Raw genomic sequence first — 20,293 nt, 5'->3', positions numbered from 1 at the left:
CTTTGAAAAACACTACTCTTTCATCAAGAAAACACCGCTCCTTAGAAACAAAGAAAAAACTTTTACACTCTGGTTACACGACTTTTATACATAACGGATTTCAAAAAACAACAATTACACAAATTATTAAACATGCAGAAACTGGTTATGGAACAGCATATGTTTACTTTAAAAACAAAGATGATCTCCTCATCGTTTTAATGGAAGATGTCATGAATCAGTTTTATGATATTGCTGAGCGTTCCTTTTCGCCTCAAACAAAAGAAGAAGCAAGTATTATGATTCAAAATCAAGTTAGAGCATTTCTAAAATTAGCAGAGAAAGAACGAGCAATTTTACAAGTTGTAGAAGAAGCAATTGGATTATCAAAAGAGATACGTCAAAAATGGGACGAGATCCGAGAACGCTTTATAAAAAGTATTTCGCAAGATATTACATACTCTCAAAAAAATGGGTTAGCGCATTCTGAATTAAATAAAGAAATTGTAGCACGTGCTTGGTTCGCGATGAATGAGATGTTTCTTTGGACGGTTGTGCAAAATATTACAGAATTAGAGTTAGAGGAAGTAGTGCATACATTGACGGAAATGTATACGATAGGATTATATAAATAGCACACCTTCAATAAGTGAGGTGTGCTATTTTACATCTATAAAAATATTTTGTCTGGGTATGGTAGAGCTAAAGGTGGCTTTTCAGATAAAGAGAAATATTGTAGTTTTAAAGATTCACTATCTATTGAATTTAGCTCGCCACTTGTAACTTCACACTCAAACACAACAACAATATATTCTACTTCATCGCCATTCGGATATGTATGGCGGTACTCTTTCCCTCCAAATACCCCTTTTTGTTTTTTTACTTGCACTTTCAATCCTGTTTCTTCCCAAACTTCCCGAACTACTGCTTCTTCTGGAGTTTCCCCAAGTTCAATTGCTCCAGCTGGCAAACTCCAATATTCTCCACCAGGATATTGAAATAAAATATCCCCTTGCCCATTTTTTATAATAGCAGCTACACTCGGTATAAAAATTAGTTCATGGCCTAATTGCTCACGGATTTTTTTATAATATAGCGACATCGACATATAATTCTCTCCCACACCATTAATAAATACCTGTATTTCCTGATATCAACTGTATAATAATTCCAATAACAATTTCTATATAGAAAGGGTAAGAAAATGTCACAAGAATAACTTGTAAATAGCTTTCTATCATTTTTAGGTGCTACAAAACAGCCTACTAGCTTAAAGTTTTTAAATGAGCTTATTAAATCTCATCAAGAAAAAGTAAAGTGGGAAACTCTTACTAAAATAATTAACTGTGAAAAAGGTAATGAAACTGGTAATTATTTTCCTACCATTGAAATATACATAGACCGTATTACAACAAAAGGTCTGGATGGTACTTGTTGGGCGCACTCGATTGGATTCCATTTATTATTATCAAATCTTAGATATGGTAATTCTAATCATAAAAACACCCCCTATTTAATTCCATTGTTTTAACCTACTTACAATTCCAACAATAAACTTATACTCAGCTCTACTTTTTCTTACTTTCTTAAACCCTTCTTTCGTATCAAAAATAAAACACGTTTTCCGAAACCAAACTCGTACATATAAAGACTCAAAATAAATAGGTTTTATAATTCCTCGTTCCTCAAATTCCGTTCCATCTTTATTTTCAGTTTCTGTTCGAACGAACCACCTATTTCCGAAACCAATTTCAATATACTTCATATAAGTCCCCCTTCCAGAAATTAATTTCTAACTACTCTATTATTTCCCCGGTAAGCGCACATTCCGACAGAACATGAGCCCACAAAGAAAAAGTAGATTACAAAAATCTACTTTTATAGCTTAAATTTTTGCATTCGTTTATAGAATGTACTTCGAGGTACATCTAAAAGTTTTGCAGCTAACGAAACATTTCCATTCGTCTTTTCTAGCGCTTCAATCATACTATCACGCTGTATTTTTTCACGGAAATTTAATGTATGCTCAGTTTTATTTTCTGCTTGCAATTCAAGTTGATGTTGACTTCCCATCATTGTTTGTAATAAAAAAGAGCTTTGTTTTTCGCATATTTCCCGTCCTTGCGACAAAATGTATATGCGTTCTAATACATTTAATAATTCCCGAATATTTCCGGGCCATGTATGCTGACAAAATTGATTACAAATACTCTTTGGAAATACAACATTCCAATTCTTTCGTTCACAAAAATTTTGTATAAAGTACGGAATATCCTCTTTTCTTTCTATTAACGATGGAACATATAGCGGGTAAACATGTAAACGGTAATATAAATCTTGACGGAATTTCCCTTCTTCTACTAATCGTAATAAATCTTTATGTGTCGCAGTAATAATACGAATATTTACTGTTACCTCTTTCGCACTGCCAATTGGAGTTACTGTTCGTTCTTGTAAAACACGTAATAATGCTACTTGCATCTCTGGCGGCACTTCACCAATTTCATCTAAAAATATTGTTCCTCCGTCTGCTTGTTCGAATTTCCCTTTATATCCTTGGCGCCGCGCACCCGTAAACGCTCCTTCAGCATAACCGAATAATTCACTTTCCATTAATTCTTTCGGCAATGAACCGCAGTTAACAGCTATAAAAGGACCATTTTTTCTCGGACTATTTTCATGAATCGCTCTCGCTACATACTCTTTCCCTACACCTGTTTCCCCGCAAACATATACACTGGCGTCAGTTGGTGACACAAGCTTAATTTCTTCTAAAGTATGTTGAAATGCATTGCTTGTACCAATAACTCCAGGGAAAGAAATTCCGTTTATAAATGAGGAAGTAGAAAGGAATTTTTCTTGTTTATTTTCCTTTACATAAATACATTTCCCAATCATTCTATCATTACTATATACTGGTACTTCTAATTTAGGTTTCAATCCATTTTGGATTAAATCTTCAAGTTTCATTCGTGACCAATTACATACTTGTTCCCGAACCCTCTTGCTTGCAGAAACGATAACATTACGATGATTACAAATAACAACGTGTTCATCACTATCAATTACATCTAAAAAACGATGGATTAAGTGTAGCTCATTTTGATGCACCCGAATGCTACATTCACGTTCAATCGCATGTGCAAGCAAAGTTACCATACCGAGCATATATGGATGTGAAAATTCAATTGGACAGGAGAAATCTAGAACACCAATTAATTTCCCATCATCATTATGAATGGGAGCGGCGGCACAGCTCCAGCTATGAGATGCGACAGAATAATGCTCTGTACCACTTATCATAATAGCCTCTTCAATCTCTAACGCTGTTCCTATCGCATTTGTACCAACAGCTGCTTCCGTCCATTTCACACCTTCAATGAAGTTAATATGTTTCGCTCGTTTCAACGTTTGTTGATTTCCACTTAATGATAGAACGTAACCGTCTGGATCAATTAATAATGCCATCATTTGCAGTTCATCAATGGTTTTCCTCATATTTTGTAATTGAGGTATTGCTATATCAAGGAAGATTTCACTCTTTTTCTTTTGATCCTGAAAAAAGTTAGAAGACAGAATTTTCTGACCCTTATTCATATAAGGATTCACATTTGCTTGTTTACATCGATGCCATGATTCTGAAATTCTTTCGTTTATACGGTTCGAATCAAGGACTCCTTCATCAACAAACTTTTTCCATGTATGTAAGTAAAACGGTGAAGCTAACATTGTATCATCTCCCTATTAATTGTTTTGGAGATTTGTAAAAACATACTTTTATTATAAAACTGAATAAAAGCGTTTTCAATAAAACTAGAAAGACGACACAAATATGTTAATAATTTGAATATCTTAATACACTTCTTTGCGCCTTTTTAGTAGCACTATATTTTGTATAATGGACGCAACGAAAATACATAACCAAAACCACTTTTGTGGATTGCCGTTTATAAAGAAAACAATCACGGCTATTGCAAATAAAATAGTGGATGCTAAACTGAAATATAATTTTGTTTTAATTCCTATTAGCCCTCTATCACTTTACAGTACATACTAACTCTTCATTTTTTAACTCTAATATGTACTTCTGTAAAACATATTCTTTCCCACCATATTTTTTATACCATTCATGTATTCTTCTAATATGCTTCTCGTCACTTCTAATTTTTGATTCTATTTCTTTATACTGTTCATAACTATCATATTCCCATATAGCAAACACTTCAGTCGTACCATTCTTATTATCTTTCATCCAGCGTCCTATTAGCCTAGAGCCATGCTTTAACTGATTAGGTAAGTTCATGTTATTGAAATGATCATTAAAAATTTTAATAAATTCATTTTTTACTATATAGTACTTTCTTCTATAAAACATACATTTCCACCTCTTTTATGAACAGACTCACATACACCTTCCCATTACAACCGTATTATAATACTTCTCATCTGACAGTTTTTTATCATTTTTCAAAATTCCTTCTACTTCAAAACCTAATTTTTTATAAAGCTGAATGGCTTTTTCGTTTGTCTCTAATACTTGTAATGATATCTTTTTAATCTCATTTTCATCAGCCCAATGAATAGATTGTTGCAATAGACTCTTACCCATTCCATATCCCCAAAACTCTTTTAAAACGCAAACACCAAATTCTACTTTATGGGATAATCTCTTCAGATTTGCCCCTTCACATCTTGAAAATCCAACGATTTGATTTTGTACTTCTGCAACTAAAAAGAGATTCTTCGTCGATTCACTATCTGTTTTTATTATTTTTTGAAACCCTTTCGTATCTATAAATCCCTCTCCAGCTTCTCTATCCATATTTTCAGTTTCTCCATCGATCTGAACTCTAACTTTTGATAACTGCTCTGCATCCGTTTCAGCTGCAGAACGAATTGTATAAGTTAATCCATTTATATGAAACTCTTGTCCTTTTATAATCATTTCAAACTCCTTTTAAATGTAATCTATTGATGCTATTACAATTTCTTTCTCTTGTTTCTCGAATTGTTGAATCGTTTTTTTACTAGTCTCTGAATCTGTTATTATAAGGTCAATTTCTCCCAGTGATTCTCCTTTTATAAAGCAGTCTATTCCAAGTTTATTATGAGGAGCTAAACAAATATTTCTTCTAGCAATATTACTTACTGTTTTTCCAAAATAAGCAACTTCCGGCGTTGCAGTACTTATACCATTCAATGAAATGCCACCACCTGTAGAGAAATTAAGATCAATAGAAAATCTACTAATCAATTCAGAGGCAAGTGTATCTGTCATATTTCCTGATGGTTTCACCTTTCCACCAATTAAGTACGTATCAATGTTCTTATATTCCTGTAACGTACTAGCAATTTCTATAGAATTCGTAATCACTGTAAATGATGTTTCAGGTAAATATTTTAACATGGCATAATGAATCGAAGCTCCACCAATAAAAACGGAATCTCCTTCTTGTATATAAGAAGCTGCGATTTTTGCAATTGCGTCTTCATATACAGAACCATTACTATAACGTTCAAATGGCTTGGCTGCTAAATTCCTTACTCTAGCAAGTTCAATCGCACCTCCGTGCGTTCTTTTTAATAAACCTTCCTTCTCCATAATAGACAAATCTCTTCTTATAGAATCGATAGATATATCGAAACTTTCCGCAAGATCCTTTGCGATTACTCTTCCATCTTTCTTAAGTAACTCTAAAATTTTCTCTCTACGCTCTTCAGTAAACATGCTCTCACCACCGTTATTGAAGATTCAGAAATTTAATCTTTATTTTCATTATATGCATGCTTTTTCAGTTTTACAATATTTTCAATTCTTATTTTTTCCGCTTTATACAGGTTTTCTCCTTCTTTCTATCCCATTAAATTCAACACCGAATAAATGTATATTTGCATATTCTATTAAAATACTTCTATTTACCTCCTTGTTGTTGTAAAATTATTCCTATGTTTTACTTTTTAATACAGAAAGGAATTACTATGAAATCTTTAATGAAAGTAACTTGTACAGCATTATTATTTACAGGAATAATGGCAGGATGTAATGGTAGTACTACACCAAAACAAGAAAAAAGCGCTCTTGAAAAGAATGCAATGCACTATGGAGAAATATTTAAAAATGAATACTATAGAGCAACTGTTGAAAATGCAAAATTCGAAAAAATAGACAAAGAGTGGCGTCTCACAGCTCGCGTTACAATAAATAACGCTCGTGCTGACGGACAAACGATAGATCTTTCAGAAATAAAATATTTCATAAAAGATGAAAAAACGGGTGAAAAATACGAAGGTAAATTTATACAAAATGAAAATGCTAAAAAGGTTCCATCTGAGTTTTCTTTAACTACCGACATTGAATTTAATATGAAAACTTCACCAAAAGATTTAAATAATATGTATTTATACATATATAGCAAAGCTGCGCCATTAACAGATACATATTGGAAGCTTGATAATTTAGTATCTAAATAAAAAGACCAGTCTTAAATGACTGGTTTTTTTACATTCATGCATTTAATTTTCATTAACATTTACATTGATTTGCTAATAACAACTTGAATTACATCAGATAAACCAGTGTGCCCTTTCCCTTCAACTCGCTCTTGTTCCCCATTAAAGAAATGAATTACCTTATGTTCTTCACACCAAGTAAGGATATCAATTGGATCATACAGCATATCAATATCTTTTGGCCCACCAGTACCATAATTAATTTGTTTTTTTGAGTAAACTTCAAACATTATTAATCCACCAGGCTTTATCGTTTGTATCATTTTATCTAATACCATTTTTTTATGATCATTATGAAAATGTCCAAATACCATAATTGCCGCATCATATTCATTTACTGGCAAACTATCAGCTAATAAATCTACTTTTTTAGTATTTACTTTTACGTTATGCTTCTCTGCCAATTTTTTCGTCTTTTCTAATCCATCTTCCGAATAATCAATAGCTGTTACTTCGTGCCCTTGTCTTGCTAGAAATACAGCATTTCTACCTTCTCCCTCAGCAAATGCTATTACTTTATTGTGATTTACTAAACGAAATGCTTGTTCTTTAATAAATGTATTAGGTTCTTCCCCGTAAAAATATTCATCTGATTTATATCGATCATTCCAAAAGTTATTCATCATCATCTCTCCTTCTTCATATCACTTTCTAACTACAATTAAAGATATTAAAGAGTCTTTTTATCCTTAATTAATTTAAAAATAAAAGCAGATTAAAAATCCACTTTTATTTTTTTTGCAAGATCTACGATTTTTTGATTTCGTAACTCATCTTCCATTTTCTCTTCTGCTGCAAGCATTGCTTTATTAATTAAACATCCAGGTTTGTCATGTAAACAACACTCAAACAATGATGTTTTACCTTCAATCGCATGTATAATATCTAAAAATGAAATATCTTCCCAATTATGACTAAGCGAATACCCACCTTTTGGACCAGACGATGAATGTATCATCCCTTCCTTCGTCAACTTAGTTAGTATTTTAGACAAGTACGTTGATGAAACATTTTGCATTTCTGCTAATTGGTGAACACTAACTAACTTACTTGGTGTTGCCTTTGCCAGAAAAAGCATTGTATGAAGAGCATAATTTGTAGCTTTAGAATATTTCATAGTACAGCTCCTATTGTAGACTTCATATATCTACAATAACTTTATTTCTTTATCATGTCAAACATTTGTAATACTCCATGTAAATTTATCTCTCTTCAAGTAATACATCGGCTGCGCAAATCTTTACTTCTCTAAATGGACAATCAAATAAAACCCCTAGTTCAAAACCATCTTCAGCAAGATCTATTTCATGACATAACCACCAAGCACCTTCAAAATTTTCCGGAGTAGAACATTTCGTTACTCCTATAAAAGTTACTTGTAGTTTATCGAACTCACTGAAAATACCACTGCAATCTAAAGTTATAATTAGTGTATCTTTTGATCTTCTCTCAACTGATTTAACTACACTGTCATGTAGTGAGTATTCATGTAGTTGAACGACATTCTGCGTGAGCTTTTCTTTTATAGCATTATAATTATCTATATAAGCTTGTTCTAAATCATCCATTCTTTTCTCATAATCCTCTGTCCACTCAAGCATAAGTTTCTTTAACTTTTCCGATGGGTATTCTGAATTAATTGTATTATTATGAATGTACGGATGTAATGACTTAGGTAGAAACTTTAATAGCTCTTCTTTCTTTTCTTCCACGTCTTCTTTTAAACTTTGTTTATAATCCATTCCTACCTTTTCGCTCTCTCGTAACATCTCTTCCCATTCTTCTACTGTTTCTGAGAAAATTAAAAATCCAGACACTTGCATTTCTTTATACCAATTTTTATTGAAATACTTCAAAAGTTTTCCTCCTAAAAGATTTTAACATCCAACAAAAGCGATATATCTATTTATTATATCATTCCAATAACTATTTTTTCTAAAGAAAAAATGCAAAACTGTAAATATTCCGCCTTTTATTTCTAAAACTTCAGAATATTTACAATAATCTATTTTTAGAATACATTTTACTAGTACAAAGATTTACCTGTACAAAAATCTAAATAAAAAGGGATGGTTATATGTTGAAGAAATTAGTAGCAGGTACATTAGTAGCGGGATTTGCATTAACTGGAGGACTAGGAGTAGCAAGTGCTGAAGAAAAAGGGAACACAATTAAGTCTTTTGATTATTTAAAAGTGGATGAACAGAATGTTAATTCACTTACAAAATTAAGTAATCAGGATAAGAAAAACATCCAAATTACTATGGTATTACCAGAGCAAAATGAAAATGGAGATTGGCTAGCTTATGGTTTTACTAGCCGTGAAACATTAGATGCTTATATCAAAAAGGATAAAAAAGTACTTAAAAATAAAATTAATCCTTTAGGTAGCGGTGCTGGTAGTACTGATTTTTATGAACATAAAGATAAAGGTGGCCAATACATTTACTGGAGCAGCGGCTTTAAAAACTTACCATCTAGCTGGAACGACAGAATTTCTTCTGTAAGTACAGCGTCACCTTCTGCAAGTTATTCAACAACACTTTGGGAGCATACTTCTACACAAGGATATGGAAAAGGTGTTGTATTTAAACACGCTGATTGGTATGGTAAAACTGCTAATTTAGCTGCTGATTGGAACGATATTACTTCAGCTATTGACGTTAAAAAATAATAGGGTATTTAATTTCTCCTATAAAAATTCAAACCACTATTCTCGTATTCACTTAGAGAATAGTGGTTTATTATATTTCCATTTAAACATGTACAGCATGTCCTACTGCCTGTAGTAACGCTTCATGAATCGCTTCAGATAAAGTTGGATGCGCTGCAATATAATCTCTCATTATATCAGCGGTAACTTCCGTATGAATCATTACAGTTCCTTGTCCGATTAGTTCGGTTGCACGAGGACCGATAATAGAAATCCCTACAATTTCTTGATATTTAGGTTCAACAATGACTTTTACTTTACCCGTTTGTTCTCCTAAAATAAGAGCTTTTCCATTCGCTGTAAAAGAGAATTCTCCGATTTGTATGTCACCATAATGCTCTCTTGCATCTTTTTCGTTTAAACCGACACTTGCAATTTCTGGAGCTGTGTATATGCAACGAGGCACAGCGTGATAATTTACTTTCACAACTTCTCCGCTTGCGTGTAATGCTGCTGTCGTTCCTTCATGGAAGGCAACATGAGCAAGCTGGATTCCACCAATCACATCACCAGCTGCGTAAATATGCGATACGTTCGTTTGCATATGTTCATTCACAGTAATCCCTTTATTCGAAAACTGAACGCCTGCCTTTTCTAATCCTACTTGTTGTACTCGTGGTTTTCTACCTACAGAAACAAGTACAAATTCTGGAGTTACTTCGTGAGTAATTCCTTCGTATTCAAACGAAGCTTGCTTCTTATAGTTATTCAATCCTTTTAAAGCTGCTCCTGTAAAAATTTCCACACCATCTTTTTCTAGTTTCTCTCTTAATATATTTGCGATATCTTCATCTTCACCAGGTAATAATTGCGGTGCCATTTCAACAATCGTAACTTTTGTTCCAAGACGACTATAAATACTTGCAAACTCGCATCCTATTACACCACCGCCAACGATTAACAATGAAGATGGCACACTATCAAGAGACATTGCATGACTACTATTTAAAATCCACTTTCCATCGAACGGAGCGAATGGTAATTCAGTCGGTTCTGAACCTGCGGCTATAATAAATTGGTCTCCATCTACTACAGCCTCTTTATCACCGTGCATAACTCGCACACGACGATCCGTTTCAAATTTCGCTGTCCCTTTTATTACTTTAATTTTGTTTTTCTTCATTAAATATTGAATTCCTTGGACAAGCTGTGTTACGATTTGCGACTTCCTTGCCTGTATTTGCTTCCAATCAATTGATATACTTCCTTTGTTTAGTTTAACTCCATAATCATTCGCTTTTCTCACAATGTCATGTACTTCAGCACTTTCTAATAATGATTTTGTAGGCATGCAACCAACATTTAAACAAGTACCGCCAAGATCAGCTTCATCAATAAGAGTGACGTATTTACCATTTTGAGCCGCGGTAATTGCCGCTACATAGCCGGCAGGTCCGCCTCCAATAACAACTAATTTACTCATTCTCTCACCCTCTCTTTATAAAAGAATTGTTACAGGTTCTTCTAAATAACGTTTAATTGTGCGTAAAAATGCAGCTGCTGGTGCACCGTCTAATACACGATGATCGAATGTTAAACTTAAAGGTAACATACTGCCTTTTCTTAATTTTTTCCCTTTATATACAGGAACATGTTCAATTGCACCTACACCTAAAATACCAGCTTCAGGTGCATTTAATACTGGTGTAAAATATTCAATACCAAAGCTTCCTAAATTACTAATTGTAAATGTTGTTCCTTGCATATCATCGCTACTTAAATTGCCTGCTCGTGCCTTTTGTGCCACATTCTTAATCTCTTTAGATAACTCTACTAAGGATAGATTATTTGCAAAACGAATAGCTGGAACGACTAATCCTTTTTCTAATGCGACTGCCATGCCTAAATGAATATGTCCAAATTGATGAATTGCATCACCTATATAAGCGCTGTTCATTTCTTTATGCTCCCGAAGCGCTAATACAACAGCACGAGAAACGAAATCCGTTATGGTTAGTTTGTTATCGTATCGTTTTTGTACAACTTCCGCTATTTCTTTATGTAAAGCAACTAAATCTGTAACATCTACTTTCATCGTTAATGTTAATTGCGCACTATTTTGTAAGCTTGCATGCATACGGTTTGCGATTGCTTTTCGCATACCTGTAACAGGAATCACCTTACTTTCTTCTTGTTCCAATACTTCTGGAATCGTCACTCTTTCTTCAAGTGCTTTTAAAACATCAACCTTTGTAATTCTTCCACCAGGGCCTGTACCAATTAATGTGGAAATTTCAAGGTTTTCAGTTGTCGCAATTTTCTTCGCTACAGGAGATATTTTGATTCTTTGTTTATTCGTAACTTCTTTTGCAGATGGTTCTGGATGTTGTACATTTTGTGGTGATTCACTCGTTGTTAGTTCTTCTTCAACCCTTGTACTTTCGTGCACCTTTACTTTTTCGTTCGGTTTACCGATATAGCAAATTACAGTACCTGGTGGAACTCCCTCATCTTCACTTACTGCTATATCAAGAACAGTTCCATCAGCTGGCGCTTCAATTTCCGTTTCAATTTTTTCTGAGTTAATACTAGCAATTAGTTCACCTTTTGCTACATTATCGCCTGTTTTAATATTCCAGCTCGTAATAATACCTTCTTTCATTGCCATACCTAACTTCGGCATTACAACTTCTACAGCCATGTTTCTCTCTCCCTTCTCATCGTTTTATTACACATGTAATAAAGATTGGTCTCCGATCATTTCTGATACAGTTTCAATTACTTTTTCTGGCGTTGGTAAATACAACTTTTCAAGTGGTGGTGAGAACGGAACAGGTGTATGTGGTGCTGTAATTCGTTTAATAGGTGCATCTAACAAATCAAAACCTTTATCCGCTACAATTGCCGCAATATCTGTTGCGATACTACATCTTGGATTCGCTTCATCAATAACAATAAGACGGTTTGTTTTTTCAACAGATGCTAAAATTGTATCTTCATCAAGCGGTGATAAGGAACGTGGATCGATTACTTCTACTTCAAGCCCCTTTTTCGATAATTGCTCAGCAGCTGCAAGTGCTGTATGAACTTGCTTTCCGATTGCGACGATTGTTACATCAGAACCTTCACGTTTAATATCTGCTTTACCTAAAGGAATTGTATAGTACCCTTCCGGCACTTCACCTTTCATATTGTAGAGTGTTTTATCTTCAAAGAAGATTACTGGGTCATCATCTTCAATTGCCGCTAATAATAAGCCTTTTGCGTCATACGGAGTAGAAGGAACGACAACTTTTATACCTGGAATGCTCGTAAACAACGCATATAAACTCTGTGAATGTTGTGCCGCTGCGCTAAAACCAGCGCCATGCATCGTACGTACTGTCACTGGAACTTTCGCTTTACCACCGAACATATAGCGGAACTTTGCGCCTTGGTTTAATACTTGATCAAGACAACTACCAATAAAGTCATTAAACATTAATTCAGCTATCGGACGTAATCCTGTTGCCGCAGCTGCCATTGCTGCTCCCATATAACCTGCTTCAGAAATTGGTGTATCTAAGATACGATTTCGGCCAAATTCTTGTACAAGTCCTTTCGTAACACCGAGTACACCACCCCATGCTTCATCATCTTGCAAATGATCAACTTGTGCACCACCTGCAACGTCTTCTCCGATTAAAATTACATTTTCATCACGACGCATTGAAATTTTCATCGCTTCATTAATTGCAGTTGACATACTTACTGTTCTAGTCATTATTTTTCACCCTCCTCTTATTTGTAAGAAACGTATACATCTTTTAATAATTCTTCATCCTCTGGATATGGACTATTTTCACTAAATTCAATCGATTTTCGCAACGCTTCATCTACTGCCTTTTCCATATCCACAAGCTCAGATTCAGTTAATAAAGCTCCATGAATTAAATGCTTACGGAAATTCACAATCGCATCTTTTTCGTTTAAATGTTCTTCTTTTTCTTCTGAAGTTTTATATGTTTGTGCTTCACCTTCGAAATGACCGTAATTACGATATGTCATACATTCAATTATTGTTGGGCCACCACCATTACGCGCACGTTCTACTGCTTCTTCCGCTGCTTTATATACTGCAAGTAGATCTTTTCCATCTACTTGAACACCTGGAATGTTATACGCTTTTGCACGATCGGCAATAGAATCACAACTTGAAGCGTATTCAAATGTCGTCGCTTCACCGTAACCGTTATTTTCAGCGATAAAAATAACTGGTAACTTCCAAATCGCCGCTAAGTTAACCCCTTCATGAAATGTCCCTTCATTGTTCGCACCGTCACCGAAGAAGCACACACTTACATCTTTTGTTCCTTTATATTTAGCTGTTAATGCCGAACCGCAAGCAAGTGGGAAACCGCCACCTACAATTCCATTTGCACCAAGCATTCCTTTATCTAAATCAGCAATATGCATGGAACCGCCTTTACCTTTACATAACCCAGTCGCTTTCCCAAAAAGTTCAGCCATCATACCATTTAAATCACAGCCTTTTGCGATACAATGCCCATGGCCTCTATGCGTACTTGTAATACTGTCACTATCCGTTAAGTGGGCACATACACCAACTGCTACCGCTTCTTCACCTGCGTATAAATGAACGAAACCTGGCAGAACGCCTTGTGCGAACAATTCATGCACCTTATCTTCAAACTTACGAATCTCTAACATTTTTTCGTACATCCAACGAGCTTGTTCTTTCGTAATTTCATTCCCTTTACTTTCAGTTGTTTTTAACATGTCCAGCCCTCCTATTTTCTTGTTCGTCTTTTATATTGCAAGTACCGTGCCAATTTCCAATCCTTAATTTAATAGGTTTTCTCTGCCTTTTAAAAATAAAAAAGTGGACAAAATGAGACAGCTGTCTCGTTTTGTCCACTTTTGTTCACCTAATTTGAGAATTATTATCTTATTCCTTATCAAAACTCTTCTGTAACTTCCGGATGTAAATAATTTGACCAATATGATATGCATTATGAGTTGTTACATTGGCTAACACTTCCCACCACTTTGCAGAAACAGGAAATCCAACTATATCACTTTCAACCTTTTCTTCATTTATAAGCTTTTGCCATTGTAAGAGCTTCTCTAGTAGTTTTTCTCTTAATTCATCGAAAGTTTGATTATTTGAAAGCATAAAACTTTTGTTATTATCACCAATAGCGGGCACAGCATTCACATTCGATTCTTTGTACCTAGTTTGCCACGTTGAGTTCCAATACAATAAATGTTGTACAATCTCAGCTATACTATTACTCTCTTCATTCGGTTTCCAGAAAGCTTCTCTCTCAGATAAATCCTTAACCGCATCTGAAAATGGAATATACCAACTAGGATCGTTTGCATTCGCTAATAACTGATCTGCTAATACATCTTTCACATGTACCACTTTTCGTCCCTCCTTTAAAAAGATTCATTTCATGACAATACTCACTTCTCTAAATACGCTGAATTTGTAAGATTTCCTCTTTTCAAACGCAATCCCATACATATACACATAAAGAAACCGAAAGCACCTAATCCATAAGCAGCTGTATAACCACTTGTCCCAATAATCCAGCCTGCAAGTCCTGGTCCAATCATTTGACCAACTGCATAAAAAACAGATATAAAACCAATTGCCATTGATACATACTTTTGGGATACTTGTTTTGATGCTGCAACTTGAATTAATAAAAGAATACCACCGAGGCTAGAACCCCAAATTATTGCCGATACAATAAAACCCATTATGTTTCCAAAAAGGATTGGCGTCATATCACCTATTACAGCTAATAAAAGTGCAGTACATAACGTTTTCTTTATGCCAATCCTATCTGAAATCAATCCCCAGATAGGAGCTCCTACAATTGAAAACATACCAGCAATTGCATAAACGGTTCCCGACATTGGTGCCGAAATACCACTATCAATCATAAAACTAGTTTGATATAAATTCGGAATTAAGTAAACAATGCCCACAATAAAATACATCCATGCAATAACATATAGTTCTTTTGTTTTCCATAAAAACGATTTATGATTCCTTTTTTCCTCATCTTCGGTTACATCAGGATTTTTCAAAATAATTGAAGCGATACATACTACGATACATGTAATAACTCCAAACAAAAACCACACACCACGCCAACTATACTCAGGAAATGTACGTACTATATAAGGAACAATTATCCCACTAAATAGCATACCTATGCCAGCACCGCTTAATAGCAGCCCCATCACAGTTCCTCTTTTGTCTGGAAACCATCCTACCGTTATTGACATGAGTGGTGTATATACTAGAGCACTACCAGCTCCAGCACATAGCATACAAATAGCGACTAGCCAAAATGAATAAACAAAAGCTAATCCCAATAAACTTACAACAACAAGCCAACTCCCTATTAATAAAACGGATTTTGCGCCAAAACGGATAGTAAATATTCCAGATGTTCCTACAGTTAATAAATAGCCTAAAAAAAGTATAGTTCCTAACATACCTGATTGAGCTGTAGATAAGCGAAGTCCCTCTTGCATAAATGGTAATATAATTCCATATGCCATACGTGCAAAACCAGTTGTTGTTATAATCAGGAACATTCCTATTAATACAAATACCCAAAAGTGATGTTCATTCCGTTCGTTCATTTACATTCCCCCATAAAAAGTTATTTGCAATTGGATGTTAATTGTAATTATAATGACCATTACAAAAAGAAACTACCAAATGACGGAGGAGTTTACGGTATAGCGGATTTTTAATACATACGTAAAATTTCAGAAGGATTTATTCCATATTTCTTTTTAAATGACTCTGAAAAGTGACTAATATTTTTGTACCCAATAGCGACTGCCGTTTCAGTTACATTACTAGTTCCAGAACGCAATAAAAACATCGCCCGTTCCATTCGCTGTTCTCTTAAATATGCAAATGCGGATGTGCCAAATAACTCTTTAAATCCCAGTTTTAATTTATAATCATTTAAACCTACTAACTTAGCTAATTCTAATAATGATGGTGGTAATTCCATCCGCTGCACTAATATTTCTTCAGCACGTTTTATTTTATCTATATCACCTTTTGATAAAACTCTTCGTTTTATTTCATCACGATTCTTTAGCAAAAATCTACCAAAATGTATGGAGAGTAATTCAAGCACTTTACTTTCAATTTCTAATTGATATATACGACCTTGATGTGGCAACTCTATCATTTTTGAAATTATATTAGCTGATAGAGAGTCAATTGGACTTTGCAACTTTTTAAAGGAGTGATTACCTAATATAGTGTGAAAATTAAGCATTCCTTCATCCGTATAATCCAGTATAAAATGATTAAACAATGGTACAGGGATTCCGATAGCTAATGAATATAAAGGCTTCTCTTTTTCATATTCAAATACTACTTCAAAATTATTCATAAAATATAAATAACTATTTCCAGTCTTTAATTCATAAGAAGAGCGCCCTACTTGTACTTCTGCAGAACCTTGCAAACAAAAATTAAGCTCCACCATTGCTGCATCTGATTCAAACTGAATATGGTGATTATTACAGAATTGAAAGTTTGATAACACAATTTCCATTCCAGAAAACGAGGTCCACCTTCGTACTTCACCTTTACCTAATGTTTTGGGTACATTCATATGTTTTTCATCTGCCATTTGTAATCCATGAAAATATTTATGAAAAATATCATGAAAACCGTTAGCCCTCATGAAATTCACGCTCCTTTTATAAATGAATCAACAAATAATTGATAATTATTTTCAATTATAACAAATATCTTTATACAATAAATAGCTTTTCCCTATATAACTCGTTATGATAAAAGAAAAAGAAAGCGAGCAAAAAATGAATAAAAAAATCGCAGTTATAACCGGGGCTTCAAGTGGGTTCGGTCTTTTAACAACAATTGCACTTGCGAAAAAAGACTATTTAGTTATCGCTACCATGAGAAACCTTGAAAAACAAGTGAACTTAATATCTCAAGTTACTCAACTCAACTTACAGCAAAACATTAAAGTTCAACAATTAGATGTAACCGATCAAAACTCTATACATAACTTTCAATTATATATAAAAGAAATAAACAGAGTAGACTTACTTATTAATAACGCAGGATATGCAAATGGAGGTTTTGTAGAAGACATTCCAGTACAGGAATACCGTAAACAATTTGAAACGAACCTTTTTGGTGCTATTTCAATCACTCAGCTTGTTTTACCTTATATGAGAGAACAAGAAAATGGAAAAATCATTAATATAAGCAGCATTAGTGGCCAAGTTGGCTTCCCTGGTCTATCCCCTTACGTTTCTTCAAAATATGCATTAGAAGGCTGGAGTGAATCCCTTCGTTTAGAAGTACAACCTTTCGGAATAGATGTTGCTTTAGTTGAACCAGGTTCTTATAACACGAATATTTGGGAAGTTGGTAAACAACTAGCTACAAATCAATCTGATACTACTTCTCCTTACAAAGAATATATGGATAAAATACAAAAACATATTAATAGCGGCAGTGATACATTTGGTAATCCGATAGATGTTGCCAATAAAATCGTTGAAATTGCTGAATCTAAGCGTACTAATTTACGATATCCAATTGGAAAAGGTGTAAAATTTATGATCTTTGCGAAGAAGATTCTTCCTTGGAGATTGTGGGAATACCTTGTTTTGAGAAGCTTTAAGAAGATGTAATTACCTTTATTGAAAACCATTTTGAAAGAGATGCTAAACAAATGTTAGGTTTACCATATGGAAAAGTATTTTTAGCTCCGTGGACTGCAGAATGGGAAATCGAGTTTATGAAAGAGAAACAATTCATTGAAGAACAAATTGGCGAACATATTTTAGCAATACACCATATTGGTAGTACTTCTATTCCACATTTAAGTTCAAAACCAATTATTGATATAGCAATCGAATTAGAAGATTATACGGACGGTTTGAAATGTATTAAAAAGTTAGACCTACTAAATTATAAGTATAGAAAAGATGTACTGCCTGAAAGATACTATTTTAATAAAGGCAAGCCACGAACTCATCAAATTCATATGTATGAACACAGGAACAAATATTTAATAGAACAATTACAATTCAGAGATTACTTAATAGACAACAAAACTTCTCGTATACAGTATGAACAGTTAAAGATTCAACTTTCACGAGCTAATCCTAATGATAAACATCAATATGCAGAGGATAAAACAAATTTTATTACATCGATATTAGCCAAAATAAATGATTAATTTAAATAAGAAACCATTTAGTAGTAAATGGTTTCTTATTTATTAGTTATCTCATGATTTGTACCATCAATAATAAAATCTGCCAATTTATGTGGCTTATGACTTTCTACATACATATTTTCAGCAACCATCCAATTGTTTTCCCACATATCGCGCGCTGCTTCCCCGTCTCTAGCAATCCCTCTTTTTATCCGTGTTTCACGAGGGCAATTCACCCATATTTTCAAATCATACACTTCAACCAGCTCCTGACGCGTTGCATATACACCTTCTATAATAACAATTCCGTTTGCAGGGACAATATGAGATTCGGCTAAAGAATCCGTTTCCCAATCATAACGTTTATAACAGCCTTCAACGCCATTACTAATCGGATCTAAAACTTCTTGTAAAAGACGTTTCCAATCAAAATCCGCACCAATCGATTTATTCGTAGGATGTTCATTTACAATTTGTGCAGATGGTAAATAAAAATCATCCATATGTACAACCGTTACAGTGGAAAACTTACTTTTTATTTTATTAGCTAACGTACTTTTTCCTGCGCCACCACAACCATCAATACCTATTATTTGTAGTGATTGCTCTTTACCTTTTTCATAAATTCTTTGTAAGATCACATTTAAATCCAACTTAGTCCATCCTCCTATCTCTCTTCCATTAATAAGCATTTTGTTATGCAGCAGGTGGAACTAAATAAAATAGTATCGAGAGCATCAATATAAATGCAACCATTCCCGTTATCGAAAGTATATATTCTTTTGATTCTCTATCATACTTCCATTCCATCCATGCTCTTAAAGTCAATGATACCCCTAAATATGTGAACATGACATAAGCCATTTTAGCGTTTTCAAATTTAAACATATAATAACAACTACCTATTACATAAATAATAATAAGCCCTATTTCTAATTTTACATGTAAACTATTCACATGCTTATATCCAAAGAAACCTCTTTTCTCCATATTTAATTTTCTTCTTAAAAACTGTTCTAAAAAGTAACCACCTATACCCAGTCCAATAATAATAATTAAAATTGTAGAGGTACCTATTGTTCTTCTCCTCCCTATTACTTTATATATATTTAGAAATAAAGTGGACTATATTTCGGTTATTCTCCTCTAAATAACTTACAATCCCTTCAGCATATGTAGGTTTCTCCTTTAATCCCTCTATGCTCTTCCATATTAATATAATATCCTCATATTCTTTATGCCTTATTTCATTTATAACCCTCTCTTTAACAGTTCCCCCCAATGTATCAATGTGCAATGATGTCCTTTTTCGTTGTTCCACTCGAAAATATGCTCATTTACAACGGCTAACTCTTGAACATCAATCTTCAAATCGTATTCTTCCATTAATTCTCGCATTATTGCTTCTTTTGCAGTTTCACCAAATTCAATAGAGCCTCCTGGAAAACGATAAAATGTTTCTCTTAAATCACATTGTACAAGTACTTTAGAATGATTTTCATTTAAAATCATTACTTCAGCGCGTAATTTAGGCATTTTCATTTTGTCTCCTCATTCATTCCACATATGATTAAATCCAATAGTTATAAAAGAAAAGATTAAGTATAATTCCTGTTATTATTAATAATGGAACGGTTCCTAAAGAAATGACATATTCCCTCGATTCTTTATCAAATTTCCATTCCATATATGATTGAAAGCAGTATAAAGTTATTAAAAATAAAATGGGTAAATTACTAATATAAATAGGATTTAAAGGGGCACATATCGTCGTAATAACTATATAAGAAATGATAAGAGCCCTAGTGCCCCATTTATGAAAGTGGTTTACATATTTACTATTCCATTCTGTTTGTTTCGGTATATTTAATTTTTTTCTCACTACTTTTTCCAAAACAACTAA

General features: G+C 33.8%; 24 protein-coding genes and 2 pseudogenes. 6 read left to right on the top strand and 20 right to left on the bottom strand.

Annotated features, from left to right (window positions below; translation table 11 throughout):
- The first annotated feature begins 2 nt into the window (after window positions 1–2).
- A complete protein-coding gene (locus CO726_RS13950; protein WP_099684650.1) occupies window positions 3–614 on the top strand; it encodes a TetR/AcrR family transcriptional regulator in 612 nt (203 codons plus the stop codon).
- Between the two features lie 35 nt (window positions 615–649).
- Here the strand turns inward: CO726_RS13950 and CO726_RS13945 are convergent, their stop codons facing one another.
- Window positions 650–1,087: an NUDIX hydrolase gene (locus CO726_RS13945; RefSeq protein WP_099684649.1), complete on the bottom strand. Its 438-nt coding sequence runs from the start codon at window positions 1,085–1,087 to the stop codon at window positions 650–652.
- Between the two features lie 96 nt (window positions 1,088–1,183).
- Here CO726_RS13945 and CO726_RS13940 point away from each other — a divergent pair.
- Window positions 1,184–1,462 (top strand): annotated as a pseudogene (locus CO726_RS13940) (hypothetical protein); the annotation flags it as partial.
- A 30-nt stretch (window positions 1,463–1,492) separates the two neighbouring features.
- Here CO726_RS13940 and CO726_RS13935 read toward each other — a convergent pair.
- The 5 genes from CO726_RS13935 to CO726_RS13910 all read right to left on the bottom strand — a co-directional run bounded on the left by CO726_RS13935 (window position 1,493) and on the right by CO726_RS13910 (window position 5,707).
- Window positions 1,493–1,744: a DUF3977 family protein gene (locus CO726_RS13935; RefSeq protein WP_098761873.1), complete on the bottom strand. Its 252-nt coding sequence runs from the start codon at window positions 1,742–1,744 to the stop codon at window positions 1,493–1,495.
- A 113-nt stretch (window positions 1,745–1,857) separates the two neighbouring features.
- Window positions 1,858–3,708 carry a sigma-54-dependent Fis family transcriptional regulator gene (locus tag CO726_RS13930; RefSeq protein ID WP_099684648.1) on the bottom strand — a complete coding sequence of 617 codons (1,851 nt, stop codon included), beginning with the start codon at window positions 3,706–3,708 and terminating at the stop codon, window positions 1,858–1,860.
- Between the two features lie 307 nt (window positions 3,709–4,015).
- Window positions 4,016–4,354, bottom strand: coding sequence for an NIPSNAP family protein (locus CO726_RS13920; RefSeq protein WP_099684646.1), 339 nt, complete (start codon window positions 4,352–4,354; stop codon window positions 4,016–4,018).
- Window positions 4,355–4,381: 27 nt separating this feature from the next.
- Window positions 4,382–4,924 carry a GNAT family N-acetyltransferase gene (locus tag CO726_RS13915; protein ID WP_099684645.1) on the bottom strand — a complete coding sequence of 181 codons (543 nt, stop codon included), beginning with the start codon at window positions 4,922–4,924 and terminating at the stop codon, window positions 4,382–4,384.
- Between the two features lie 12 nt (window positions 4,925–4,936).
- Window positions 4,937–5,707: a DeoR/GlpR family DNA-binding transcription regulator gene (locus CO726_RS13910; protein ID WP_099684644.1), complete on the bottom strand. Its 771-nt coding sequence runs from the start codon at window positions 5,705–5,707 to the stop codon at window positions 4,937–4,939.
- A gap of 251 nt (window positions 5,708–5,958) precedes the next feature.
- Between CO726_RS13910 and CO726_RS13900 the strand changes: the two genes are divergently transcribed.
- Entirely contained in the window at window positions 5,959–6,450 is a 492-nt protein-coding gene (locus CO726_RS13900) for a hypothetical protein (protein ID WP_099684642.1), read from the top strand.
- 59 nt (window positions 6,451–6,509) lie between these two features.
- Here the strand turns inward: CO726_RS13900 and CO726_RS13895 are convergent, their stop codons facing one another.
- From CO726_RS13895 to CO726_RS13885, 3 genes are all read right to left on the bottom strand, one after another.
- Window positions 6,510–7,115, bottom strand: coding sequence for a class I SAM-dependent methyltransferase (locus CO726_RS13895; RefSeq protein WP_136699643.1), 606 nt, complete (start codon window positions 7,113–7,115; stop codon window positions 6,510–6,512).
- An 89-nt stretch (window positions 7,116–7,204) separates the two neighbouring features.
- Window positions 7,205–7,606, bottom strand: a complete 402-nt coding sequence (locus tag CO726_RS13890) for an Rrf2 family transcriptional regulator (RefSeq protein ID WP_099684640.1) — start codon at window positions 7,604–7,606, stop codon at window positions 7,205–7,207.
- Between the two features lie 85 nt (window positions 7,607–7,691).
- A complete protein-coding gene (locus tag CO726_RS13885; protein ID WP_099684639.1) occupies window positions 7,692–8,345 on the bottom strand; it encodes a DUF4085 family protein in 654 nt (217 codons plus the stop codon).
- Window positions 8,346–8,566: 221 nt separating this feature from the next.
- On the opposite strand from CO726_RS13885, the gene CO726_RS13880 reads away from it, so the two are divergent.
- The gene (locus CO726_RS13880) at window positions 8,567–9,163 is read left to right on the top strand and encodes a hypothetical protein (RefSeq protein WP_099684638.1); all 597 of its coding nucleotides are present in this window, start codon (window positions 8,567–8,569) and stop codon (window positions 9,161–9,163) included.
- An 82-nt stretch (window positions 9,164–9,245) separates the two neighbouring features.
- Here the strand turns inward: CO726_RS13880 and lpdA are convergent, their stop codons facing one another.
- The 7 genes from lpdA to CO726_RS13845 all read right to left on the bottom strand — a co-directional run bounded on the left by lpdA (window position 9,246) and on the right by CO726_RS13845 (window position 16,878).
- Window positions 9,246–10,625, bottom strand: coding sequence for a dihydrolipoyl dehydrogenase (gene lpdA / locus CO726_RS13875; RefSeq protein WP_099684637.1), 1,380 nt, complete (start codon window positions 10,623–10,625; stop codon window positions 9,246–9,248).
- A 15-nt stretch (window positions 10,626–10,640) separates the two neighbouring features.
- Complete coding sequence (locus tag CO726_RS13870; RefSeq protein ID WP_099684636.1) at window positions 10,641–11,843, bottom strand: dihydrolipoamide acetyltransferase family protein; 1,203 nt, start codon at window positions 11,841–11,843, stop codon at window positions 10,641–10,643.
- A gap of 27 nt (window positions 11,844–11,870) precedes the next feature.
- Window positions 11,871–12,905, bottom strand: a complete 1,035-nt coding sequence (acoB, locus tag CO726_RS13865; RefSeq protein ID WP_000198893.1) for an acetoin:2,6-dichlorophenolindophenol oxidoreductase subunit beta — start codon at window positions 12,903–12,905, stop codon at window positions 11,871–11,873.
- A gap of 17 nt (window positions 12,906–12,922) precedes the next feature.
- On the bottom strand, window positions 12,923–13,921 hold the full coding sequence (gene acoA, locus CO726_RS13860; protein ID WP_099684635.1) for an acetoin:2,6-dichlorophenolindophenol oxidoreductase subunit alpha: 999 nt from the start codon (window positions 13,919–13,921) through the stop codon (window positions 12,923–12,925).
- 169 nt (window positions 13,922–14,090) lie between these two features.
- Window positions 14,091–14,570 carry a DinB family protein gene (locus CO726_RS13855; RefSeq protein ID WP_099684634.1) on the bottom strand — a complete coding sequence of 160 codons (480 nt, stop codon included), beginning with the start codon at window positions 14,568–14,570 and terminating at the stop codon, window positions 14,091–14,093.
- A gap of 41 nt (window positions 14,571–14,611) precedes the next feature.
- Window positions 14,612–15,808, bottom strand: a complete 1,197-nt coding sequence (locus CO726_RS13850; protein ID WP_099684633.1) for an MFS transporter — start codon at window positions 15,806–15,808, stop codon at window positions 14,612–14,614.
- Between the two features lie 110 nt (window positions 15,809–15,918).
- A complete protein-coding gene (locus tag CO726_RS13845; RefSeq protein ID WP_099684632.1) occupies window positions 15,919–16,878 on the bottom strand; it encodes a helix-turn-helix transcriptional regulator in 960 nt (319 codons plus the stop codon).
- Window positions 16,879–17,014: 136 nt separating this feature from the next.
- On the opposite strand from CO726_RS13845, the gene CO726_RS13840 reads away from it, so the two are divergent.
- Together CO726_RS13840 and CO726_RS13835 are read left to right on the top strand one after the other, a co-directional pair.
- Window positions 17,015–17,860, top strand: coding sequence for an oxidoreductase (locus CO726_RS13840; protein WP_220389086.1), 846 nt, complete (start codon window positions 17,015–17,017; stop codon window positions 17,858–17,860).
- Window positions 17,861–17,901: 41 nt separating this feature from the next.
- Complete coding sequence (locus CO726_RS13835) at window positions 17,902–18,411, top strand: GrpB family protein (protein ID WP_099684630.1); 510 nt, start codon at window positions 17,902–17,904, stop codon at window positions 18,409–18,411.
- 35 nt (window positions 18,412–18,446) lie between these two features.
- Here CO726_RS13835 and CO726_RS13830 read toward each other — a convergent pair whose 3' ends face one another.
- The 4 genes and pseudogenes from CO726_RS13830 to CO726_RS13815 form a co-directional block, all read right to left on the bottom strand.
- Window positions 18,447–19,043: a uridine kinase family protein gene (locus tag CO726_RS13830; RefSeq protein WP_099684629.1), complete on the bottom strand. Its 597-nt coding sequence runs from the start codon at window positions 19,041–19,043 to the stop codon at window positions 18,447–18,449.
- 43 nt (window positions 19,044–19,086) lie between these two features.
- Entirely contained in the window at window positions 19,087–19,467 is a 381-nt protein-coding gene (locus CO726_RS13825; protein ID WP_099684628.1) for a DUF4181 domain-containing protein, read from the bottom strand.
- A gap of 22 nt (window positions 19,468–19,489) precedes the next feature.
- A pseudogene (locus tag CO726_RS13820) lies at window positions 19,490–19,932 on the bottom strand (NUDIX domain-containing protein).
- A 28-nt stretch (window positions 19,933–19,960) separates the two neighbouring features.
- Window positions 19,961–20,284 (bottom strand): DUF4181 domain-containing protein, encoded by a 324-nt coding sequence (locus tag CO726_RS13815; protein WP_099684754.1) that lies wholly within the window; start codon window positions 20,282–20,284, stop codon window positions 19,961–19,963.
- Window positions 20,285–20,293: the final 9 nt, after the last annotated feature.

It is taken from the genome of Bacillus fungorum, assembly GCF_002746455.1.
In the GTDB taxonomy this organism is placed as follows: domain Bacteria; phylum Bacillota; class Bacilli; order Bacillales; family Bacillaceae_G; genus Bacillus_A; species Bacillus_A fungorum.
This window is presented reverse-complemented; position numbering and strand designations above follow the sequence as displayed.

Excerpts from the sequence above, each read along its gene's own strand:
- CO726_RS13945 (WP_099684649.1), bottom strand. The coding sequence starts at position 1,087 with ATGTCGATGTCGCTATATTATAAAAAAATCCGTGAGCAATTAGGCCAT.
- CO726_RS13935 (WP_098761873.1), bottom strand. The coding sequence starts at position 1,744 with ATGAAGTATATTGAAATTGGTTTCGGAAATAGGTGGTTCGTTCGAACA.
- CO726_RS13930 (WP_099684648.1), bottom strand. The coding sequence starts at position 3,708 with ATGTTAGCTTCACCGTTTTACTTACATACATGGAAAAAGTTTGTTGAT.
- CO726_RS13920 (WP_099684646.1), bottom strand. The coding sequence starts at position 4,354 with ATGTTTTATAGAAGAAAGTACTATATAGTAAAAAATGAATTTATTAAA.
- CO726_RS13915 (WP_099684645.1), bottom strand. The coding sequence starts at position 4,924 with ATGATTATAAAAGGACAAGAGTTTCATATAAATGGATTAACTTATACA.
- CO726_RS13910 (WP_099684644.1), bottom strand. The coding sequence starts at position 5,707 with ATGTTTACTGAAGAGCGTAGAGAGAAAATTTTAGAGTTACTTAAGAAA.
- CO726_RS13900 (WP_099684642.1), top strand. The coding sequence starts at position 5,959 with ATGAAATCTTTAATGAAAGTAACTTGTACAGCATTATTATTTACAGGA.
- CO726_RS13895 (WP_136699643.1), bottom strand. The coding sequence starts at position 7,115 with ATGATGAATAACTTTTGGAATGATCGATATAAATCAGATGAATATTTT.
- CO726_RS13890 (WP_099684640.1), bottom strand. The coding sequence starts at position 7,606 with ATGAAATATTCTAAAGCTACAAATTATGCTCTTCATACAATGCTTTTT.
- CO726_RS13880 (WP_099684638.1), top strand. The coding sequence starts at position 8,567 with ATGTTGAAGAAATTAGTAGCAGGTACATTAGTAGCGGGATTTGCATTA.
- lpdA (WP_099684637.1), bottom strand. The coding sequence starts at position 10,625 with ATGAGTAAATTAGTTGTTATTGGAGGCGGACCTGCCGGCTATGTAGCG.
- CO726_RS13870 (WP_099684636.1), bottom strand. The coding sequence starts at position 11,843 with ATGGCTGTAGAAGTTGTAATGCCGAAGTTAGGTATGGCAATGAAAGAA.
- acoB (WP_000198893.1), bottom strand. The coding sequence starts at position 12,905 with ATGACTAGAACAGTAAGTATGTCAACTGCAATTAATGAAGCGATGAAA.
- acoA (WP_099684635.1), bottom strand. The coding sequence starts at position 13,921 with ATGTTAAAAACAACTGAAAGTAAAGGGAATGAAATTACGAAAGAACAA.
- CO726_RS13850 (WP_099684633.1), bottom strand. The coding sequence starts at position 15,808 with ATGAACGAACGGAATGAACATCACTTTTGGGTATTTGTATTAATAGGA.
- CO726_RS13845 (WP_099684632.1), bottom strand. The coding sequence starts at position 16,878 with ATGAGGGCTAACGGTTTTCATGATATTTTTCATAAATATTTTCATGGA.
- CO726_RS13840 (WP_220389086.1), top strand. The coding sequence starts at position 17,015 with ATGAATAAAAAAATCGCAGTTATAACCGGGGCTTCAAGTGGGTTCGGT.
- CO726_RS13835 (WP_099684630.1), top strand. The coding sequence starts at position 17,902 with ATGTTAGGTTTACCATATGGAAAAGTATTTTTAGCTCCGTGGACTGCA.